This is a genomic window from Streptococcus intestinihominis (assembly GCF_046824975.1).
In the GTDB taxonomy this organism is placed as follows: Bacteria; Bacillota; Bacilli; order Lactobacillales; family Streptococcaceae; genus Streptococcus.
On record NZ_JBKQBL010000001.1, the window covers coordinates 181,949 to 190,896 of the forward strand.

The 8,948-nt window shown below is 44.5% G+C and carries 3 protein-coding genes; all 3 read right to left on the reverse strand.

The genetic code is table 11. From position 1 onward, the window contains the following. Positions 1 to 3,622, reverse strand: a 3,622-nt coding sequence (locus tag ACLOR3_RS00980; protein WP_412036900.1) for an SGO_0316/SGO_0317 family LPXTG-anchored serine peptidase, incomplete at its 3' end; no start/stop codon positions are given. A gap of 80 nt (positions 3,623 to 3,702) precedes the next feature. After that, on the reverse strand, positions 3,703 to 8,052 hold the full coding sequence (locus tag ACLOR3_RS00985; protein ID WP_411400025.1) for an SGO_0316/SGO_0317 family LPXTG-anchored serine peptidase: 4,350 nt from the start codon (positions 8,050 to 8,052) through the stop codon (positions 3,703 to 3,705). A gap of 235 nt (positions 8,053 to 8,287) precedes the next feature. Further along, positions 8,288 to 8,948 (reverse strand): phosphoketolase family protein (locus ACLOR3_RS00990; RefSeq protein ID WP_497867155.1); only part of this gene is annotated, 661 nt, incomplete at its 5' end.

Sequence of the window (8,948 nt, forward strand, 5' to 3'; positions counted from 1 at the left end):
CACTGCTATCTTTAAAGACGACCTCTAATGTCCCCTTTTCAGCCTTCGGTTTTTCAGTCTCTGTCTCGGTTGGTTGTTCATCTGAGCTGGCTTCATTCGTTGGGGGTGTTGCCTCTATTTTCTTCCCTTCAATGTCCATCTCAGTGGTATTGTAGACCTTATCCCAAATGCTATAACGGACAGTAGAGAGGTCTACCCCTTCTGGAAGCTGATAACTGCCGTCCTCTTGAGGTTCCAAGGCTACTGTTTCTCCGTCCTTGACGTAGGACAGATAAGTTCCTGCCAGGCCACTACCGGTTTCAATCACCTTACCTGGACGGAAAATCCGGGTCTTTGGATCGTACTGAGCACTTCCAGTCTCTATGCTTGGAGCCGTATTGTCAATCTTAACCTTGAAGTTGAGTTCTTGTTGTTTGGCTCCTGAAGCAGTCGGACGGTAGGTAATCACAAATTGGTATTCTCCATCTGGCAATTGTTTGCCATCTTTGTCCAAGCCTTCCCAAGAGATTTCATAAAACTCTTCACTGCGATTCCCAATCCGGTAACTCCAGTCGGTCTTTCGATGCACTTCATTTCCAACTTCGTAAATCGGGTTGGTACGAGCTGTGTCATCCTTCTTGTAGACAGAAAGATGGACATTTTCGACATTGCGAAGCATGACGGCCTTTACCTTGACGCTATCAAAGCTGGAATCATTATTTGGAGAGAAGTAGAGTTGGTCCCCATCAAAGTTATCCCCATCCTGACCTAGAGTTTTGGCTACAGACTCCCCATTTTCATAGACATAACTGATCAAAGAAGTAAAGTGGTTGTCTGGGTGACGCTCTGGTGTTTCTGGGACCTTTTCATCTGGATAGTCTGTCTTGTCCTTGTAGTAGTAAAATGGCTTATCACTACCTGTATATTCGTAGATAGGCTTTTCGATCCCGCGAAGATTTTGGTATTCTCCATGGAAGCCAACATAAGGGAGACTAACCAGATGTTTGTTACTGCTGGCATCTTTGACAAGTACAAAACCTTCTAAGAAATAACCATTTGGCATTTGCTTGCTGAGCTCTTCCTTGTACTTGCTCGCGTCAACTGACACGTGGATTGTCCGCTGACCATTGGCTGGAATCGTGATGGTTTCCTTGCCATCTAGGGTTTCTAACAGACGCGGATGAAGGGTGAATTTGCCATCCTGAACTTGGTCTGTCTGAAGGGTGGTTTCATAGTGGATAGACTTATCTTGATTGGAAAGATTGTGGATGGTTACATCAAACTCAAAGGTATCAGTGACATTGCCAAGTGTTAGACTGCTTTTTGCATCTTTGGCTGTTACATAGAGATCCCCTAGAGCTGCAGCTGTAACATCCATAACCCCTGCTCCCTGTTGACGTACAGAGGAATAAGCCTTGGTTTCCTCATCCACATGCGGAACGGCCGTACTCATGGTCATTTGTTTGACAAGAACTTGCAACTGTTCTGGGCTGAGATGAGGGAAGCGCTCCTTCAAGGCTTGTTTCACCAGTACAGTGGCTCCTGCTGCATGGGGAGAGGCCATACTGGTTCCCCTATCCATATAGTACTCTCCATTATTAACAGATGAATAGATCATACCTCCTGGAAGGGTGACATCTGGTTTGAGGTCGCCATCAGCTGATAGCCCCCAAGAGGAGAAGTCGGATAATTGATTAGCCGCATCATAAGGCACACGTTTGAATTTGTTGGCAATATGGAGCTGGTAGTCATTGGCATGTTGAGCTAGGACACTTCCAGCATCGTGCCCAATGACCCCAACTGGGAATCGCTCTCCAAGTCCTTCTAAGTCAAATCCTATGGGATTATTGCCCTGCTCCTCGGTCTGATAAAAGATCACACCTGTTGCTCCAGCTCTTTTAAGTTCTTTGATCTTATCCACATCAGAAACTTCGCCACCTCGTTCAGTAAGGACTAAGTGACCATTGATGCTATCAGCTTGGTAGTGATCGATCCCTCCCTTTTCCACATGGAGATAGCTTTGAGGGGTCGTCGTACGAAAGGCGTCGCGTTCTACAAAGGAGTGCATCGGAATTTTGCCATCTGGGAAGTCTTTTGAACCTTTTAATGCTTCTACTGTCAGGCTTGCTTCTGTCGACTCATGCTTGGTCAGACTATTAATCGAAGCGACCGAAAGGACATTGGGATTGACAGAAGGGGTCCCTGTCATTCCATAATCTGGTGTGCTTGCAAGTGGCTTGCTGTGCCAGAAGCCATTGGTGGCCATATTGGTAGAAGCAACTGTAATGGTTACTCCCGCCTTTCTTGCTGCATCAAAGGCTTGGCGCGTGATTTCTCCAACATCATAAATAGAGCCTGATGCAGTTCCTAAACTCATATTGATGGAATCAGCCCCTAATTTGATGGCATCTTCTACCGCCTTGGTATAGATGAAATTTTGAACCTGCCCGCCCTTAGTATCTGAGAAAACACGTAAAAACATGAGCTGGGCTTCTGGAGCGACACCTCGGATAATTTCACCATTTGGGGATGGTTGAGAGGCATTCCCCACAGCCGTTCCTGCCACGTGGGCTCCGTGAGAGATTGGATCGTCTTCTTTAACATTATCATTCATATCACTATAGTTGTGAACGTAGACGACTTTATTGTTGTACCATTTTCCGTAAGTGATGCCTGCTTTTTTCTTGGCTTCTTCAATTTCTGCTTCACTCTTGTACTTGGCCTTACTGATATCTGTCAGGCGGAAAATATCGTGTGCCGGATCCACCCCTGAATCGATAACTGCTACAACCTGTCCCTGACCTTTGATGCCTTTATCCCAGAGTGGCTGTAAATTGATGAGGCTATTTTCTTCACTGACCTTGGTCGTAGTTGAAGCTGGTGATGCAGGAGCAGGCTGGTCCTCCGCTACTCTGGTCCGACCGAGTGGAGCATAATCTACGGCATCTACACGTGCTAGTCCCCGGATCTTTTTAGCATCTCCATAGGTCGTCTCTAGAGCCAGTCCATTAAAGAGCAAATTAACGTCATACAATTTTTTGAACTGAATGGATTGTCTTTCAAGTTCTTTCAAAAATTGTTCATGATCTTGGTTGGTTTGCTGGATACGAGCTTCTTTTGAAGTCGGAGATCCTGCTCCACTTCCATCCGAAACCTTTTCTTTCAGGCGAACTAGGACCTCGACTGGACTTGCATCTTCTAGAGTTTCTTTAGCTACTTCCTTGGGAGTGTCCGTCGCAACAACTTCAGGATTGTCTTTTGGCCTTGCAATAACAGAAGGGGACAAGGACTTTTCTTCTTTTAAGTGCTCATTTGAAGGAATGCTAGCAACTGAAGAAGTGTTCTGGGGTTGCTTTGCCTGGTCCTTCCCCTCTGTCTCTGCTGGAGCAGGGACAACGGAAGCCGATTCTTCTACTGGTACAGCAGGGATATCTTCCTTAGCAGCAACGATTGGCGGCTCTGTTGCCTTTTCATCTGTCGTTGTGCTATCGGATACTAGTACCGAAGAATCTACTGCTGTTGGAGTCGGTGTTACAGTATCGGCTGAAGCCACCGATCCCATAAAGACCATACCAATCAAGACTGAAGCAACTCCAACCGCATATTTACGGATGGAAAAACGTTGTTGTCGATGAAATTCCATAAAAACTCCTTTTTATATACTTGGTTAAGTCAGCTCTTACACCACCTTAACCCAACTCGATTCTCTCTACTAAGAGATAGTTATACTTGATCTGGATGATTTTTCTTCATTCGGATCACACCGAAAGTGAGAAGAAGAACCATAAAGCCTACAATCCCTAGCTGCTCATTTTCCTGTCCTGTTTTTGGTAGAGAAGTGACTGGTCGATGAGTGACTTGCTGAGCCTCCTGATCCATTTCGGTTTCACCTTTTTGTGTCATAGGTAACGGTTGAGGAGTGACTTGTTGAGCCCCCTGATCTATTTCTGTTTTACCTTTTTGTGTCATAGATGACAGTTGGGGAGTGGATGGGACAGTTGGATTTTCCACCTGTTCTTCTGAGACTTCTACAAAACTGGTCAAGTAGCGATTGATGCCATTAGTTACTGTATAGACGAAATCATTTTCTACTGCCCGATAACCTTTTGGCAGTTCAATATGGATCTGATACTCTCCATTGATTAGGATGCTTTCAAATGTCTTTGGTTCATATAGGGTTTGATCCAACTCCACTTTTTGCCCAGTCTTCCGATCAATAGCAAAGACGCGGGTTCCATCTGGAAGTTCTTTATCAAAGACGAGGTCAAAGCGATTTTTATCGATATAGTGGTAGACAAATTTGACCACTCCTTCAGGGTGCTCCTTGCTCAGTTCGACTGTCACAGTGGTTGGAGATACCCAAGAGTAATTTTGATCTTGGCCGACAACTTTTACAGTATAGGTCCCAAATGGAAGACTTGGTAGTGGGTCTTCGTAATAGCTGTTAAATTCCTGGTCAACCCGATTTCCCTTGCTATCAAAGACTTGGTAACGCATCATTTCTGGGTATTGATTGGTTGCCTCGCCTTTTTCATCTACAATTTGTACCTCTAGGCGACCGACGGTTGCTTGGCTGGTCGCAGCTATCGGGCTTGCTTCCTCCGTCCCTGATTTTTCTGTCGTTTTTTCTTCTGAAACAGTATTACCATCCAAGGTTAAGGTGTTGGTATTGTTGACCTGGTCCCAAATATAGAAGCGCACAGTTTTTAGATCTACTCCTTCTGGAATAGAGTAAGTTCCATCTTCATTTGGACTAATTTCCACTTCCTGACCATCTTTTTGGTAGGAGAGGTATTTCCCAGCTAGCCCACTACCCGTTTCAATAATCTCACCTGGCTTAAAGATACGAGTTGCTGGATCAAAGAGATCCTTGGTATTAGCCAGTTGTGGCACTTGCTTATCGACTCGGACTTTTAGAACAATCTCTTGAGGTTTGGCACCTGGTGTGCTTGGACGATAAGTGACTACATATTGATAGTCCCCATCTGGCACTAGCTGATTGTTATTGTCCTTGCCTGCCCACTGAGTTGCATAAAGAATCTTACTACGGTCATTAATTCGCCAACCATAGTCGGATTTCTTCTGACTTTCATTGCCTTGTTCAAAAATAGGGTGCTCGCGTTTGAGGTCATCTGCACGATAGACCGACAAATGAATATTGTCTACATTTCTCAAAACTACTGCATTGAGCTTGACACTATCATAGGAACCATCATCATTTGGCGAGAAGACTAGTTGGTTTCCATCATAATGCCCGTCTTTTTCTCCTAGAACAACCTGTACTTCTTTACCCCCACGCCAAATAGTGCTGACCAAGGCTGTAAAGTGATCTCCTGAGTCTTTTTCAGGTTTATCTGCTTTTTCATTTGCATAATAATAGAATGGTTTTTCATCCCCAGTGAAGGCATAGATAGGCTTTTCGATACCTGGTAAGTCCTGATACTGCCCTTTGAAGCCGATATATGGAAGACTGACAAGGTCTTTCTTGGTTTTGGTATCTTTAAAGAAGACAAATCCTTCTAAAAAGTAACCATTCTTCATTTGATTGGTGAGTTCACTTGTAAAGGCACTGGTATCTACAGAAATTGGAACTGTCACACTTCCCATAGCTGGAACATGAATGTTTTTTTCTCCCACTTGATCCAATAGCTGACGCATCTTCAAGCTAATGCGACCATTTTCCACCTGATCAGTATTGACGACCGTATGATAAGCGAGGTCTTTTGCTTCTGAGCTTAGGTTGTGCACCGTAACCTCGAACGTAAAGGTATCCTTGACATTGCCAAGCGTCAAACTGCTGTTTGTTCCTTTTCCACCTGTTACAAAGACATCCCCAAAAGCTGCAGCTGCAGCATCCATGAGACCAGATCCTTGTTGACGGACAGATGAGTAGCTCTTACTTTCCTGATCAAAATGAGGTCTGGCTGTACTCATGACTAATTGGCGCAAAAGCGTATGGATTTGCTCTGGACTGTAAGTTGGGAACCGCTGTTCTAGAGCTTGCTTGATCAAGGCTGTTGCCCCTGCTGCATGGGGCGTCGCCATACTAGTCCCTTCATCCATATCATACAAACCATCTGGAATCGCTGAATAGACCATTCCACCAGGTAAAGTAACGTCTGGCTTTAGTTTTCCTTCTGCAGAAAGCCCCCAACCCGTAAAGAAGAGCATCTTGTTTGCTTCACTATAAGGTACTTTCTTGACTTCTTGGTGGAAGATGAGCTCGTAGTCTCCAGCATGAGCAGCTAGCTCTTTTCCGATAGCATGGTTCAAGACGCTGACCGGATAGAAGGAACCCCAATAGCCCATCGGAAGTTTTTGGAGGCTATCTCCTTGCTCTTCATTCTGATAAACCAAAACACCTTTTGCACCTGCTTGTCTGAGGGCATTGACCTTCTCTTCATCCGTCACATCCCCGCCACTCTCAACCAGAGCAATTTTTCCTTTCACCGCAGCATTTCGGTAAGTATCTACTCCACCTTTTTGAACTGAAACATAGGACTGAGGACCTTCTGCTGGGAAAATCAGTCGATAGACAGGGAGATCTACGAGGCCATTTTGGAATTCTTTCTTATCCTTTAGAGCCGGGATTTCCAGACGCATGGTCGTTTCGTGATTGATCTGATTATTGAAGGCACCAATAGCTAGAACCCCATCTTCAATGGCGGGTTCATCAATCGTTCCAGTATCCGGCGCATCTGCTTTTGGCTTAGCCTGCCAGTATCCACTCACGGCGTAATTCCCTGCTGCAGCATTGATGACAACACCGGCTTTACGAGCGAATTCGAAGGCTTGACGGGTTAAGGGATTGGTATCTGCTTCAGACCCATTGACCCCACCAAAACTCATATTGATGGTATCTGCACCTAGCTTGACCGCATCTTCAACGGCCTTGGCTACGATAAAGCCCTGTTCTGTCATACCTTTCTTATCAGAGAAAACACGCATAAAGATAAGCTGAGCTTCTGGTGCGACACCCTTTAGATATTCACCAGTTGGCACAGGTTTTGTCGCATTCCCAACAGCCGACCCTGCCACGTGGGTCCCATGCGAACGTGGATCGTCTTCTCGAATCTCATCGTTCATATCTGAATAATTATAGGCATAAACCACCTTATCGTTGTACCACTTTCCATAAGTGATACCTGCCTTTTTCATAGCAGCTTCCATCTGCTCTTTATTCTGGTATTTGGCTTTGCTTTTATCCGTTAAACTAAAGAAATTATGGTGGACATCAAGGCCCGTATCTAAAACGGCTACCACCCGACCTTGGCCCTTGATTCCTTTGTCCCAGAGAGGCTGTAAATTGATCAACTCATTTTCATCACTAACTTTTGTAGGAAGTAGGGTATTCTGCTTCATTGCGCTAGGCTGTGCATCCGCCTGAGCCGTTAAGGGAGTAATTTCTACCTTTTCCACACGCGCTAACTGACGAATCTTCAAGGCATCCTTGTACTTGGTTTCTAGAACGAAACCATTAAAGATCAGATCAAAATCGGCTAATTTCGTATATTCAATGCCTTTTTCCTTTAGTTCATTTAATACCGCTTCCTTGATTGGTGCATTATCCTTGATCTGCTCTGCAATACTGAGAGGAGCCGTTGCATCTTGTTTCTTGGTCTCCAAACGCACCAAGGCCTGAACACGGCTTTCATCTACTACGGTTGCTGAGGTAGCTTCTTTATTGGCTACTACCTGAGGTGCTGAAATAGTGCGATCTTCTTGCTCCTTCTTTTCAATACCATCTTTTTCAGGAATAGGGTTCGAAGCTGGATTGGTTTGAGTAGGGGAAGGGGCTATTTCAACAGTTTTCTCAGCCTTCGGTTGCTCTTGTGGAGAAGGTTCTTCCCTCCCTTTATCCGTCGATAAATCTTCGTTTGAGCCTTTATCCTGTCCTGCTGACAGATTCACCTCTTGGCTTTCTTCTTTTGCTACAATAGCAGGTACATCTACCTGTCCTTCCTGCTCCTGGGCTAAAACAGTCGCCCCACAAAAAAAGCATCCGACAAGCACTGATACTAAGCCGACTGCATATTTTCGTAAAGAAAAACGTTGTTGTCTGTCGCTCACCATAACCAGACCTCCTTTTAAATTTGTAAGCGGTTTCCGCACCTATATTTTAGTCCTAATCTTATGCAAAGTCAATGCAATCTAAAAAAATATACTATTTTATTGAATTTTGACAGATTTCTCTATCCAGTATTCGAGAATCTGTTTTTGCCAAGTAATATTTTCTGTACAAAGATATCTGCTTTAAAATTATAAAAAAAAGAAATCAGAATAATTTCTGATTTCTTTTGAAATAAACTTATTTATTTACATTTTCCCATTTCCAGTTGTGTACTTCTGGGATATCATCACCGTGTTCACGAATGTAGGCATTATGGAAGGCAATTGTCTCATCCATTTGAGTTGCAAATTCACTTGCTGCTTCTCCAAGAGCTGCATTGGCTGCATCTTGTGCCAAGTGGAAGCGATCCAATTCAGACATGACACGCATGTCGAATGGTGTTGTGATGTCTCCGTTTTCACGGTATCCATGCACACGCAAGTTGTGGTTGTGACGGTTGAAGAAGATGTCACGGATCATGCCTTCGTAACCGTGGAAGGCAAAGATGACTGGTTTATCAGTTGTGAAGACTTTGTCGAACTCTTCATCTGAAAGTCCACGCGCATCTACTGAAGGGTGACGCAATTTCAAGATATCTACAACATTGACAAAACGGATCTTCAATTCTGGGAACGCCTTATGCAAGATTGTGATGGCTGCAAGAGCTTCTAAGTTTGGCTCTGTACCTGCAGCTGCAATGACTACGTCTGGTTCTTCATCTGCTGAAACAGTTGAAGCCCAGTCGATCACTTTGTATCCTTCACGAACCAGTTCTTCAGCTTCAGCTGCTGAGTAGAATTGAGGACGTGGGTGTTTAGAAGAAACGATCAAGTTGATCACATCTTCTGCCTTGAAGGCT

Bases quoted from the DNA above. Each gene is read 5' to 3' on its own strand.
- ACLOR3_RS00985 (WP_411400025.1), bottom strand. From the start codon at position 8,052: ATGGTGAGCGACAGACAACAACGTTTTTCTTTACGAAAATATGCAGTC.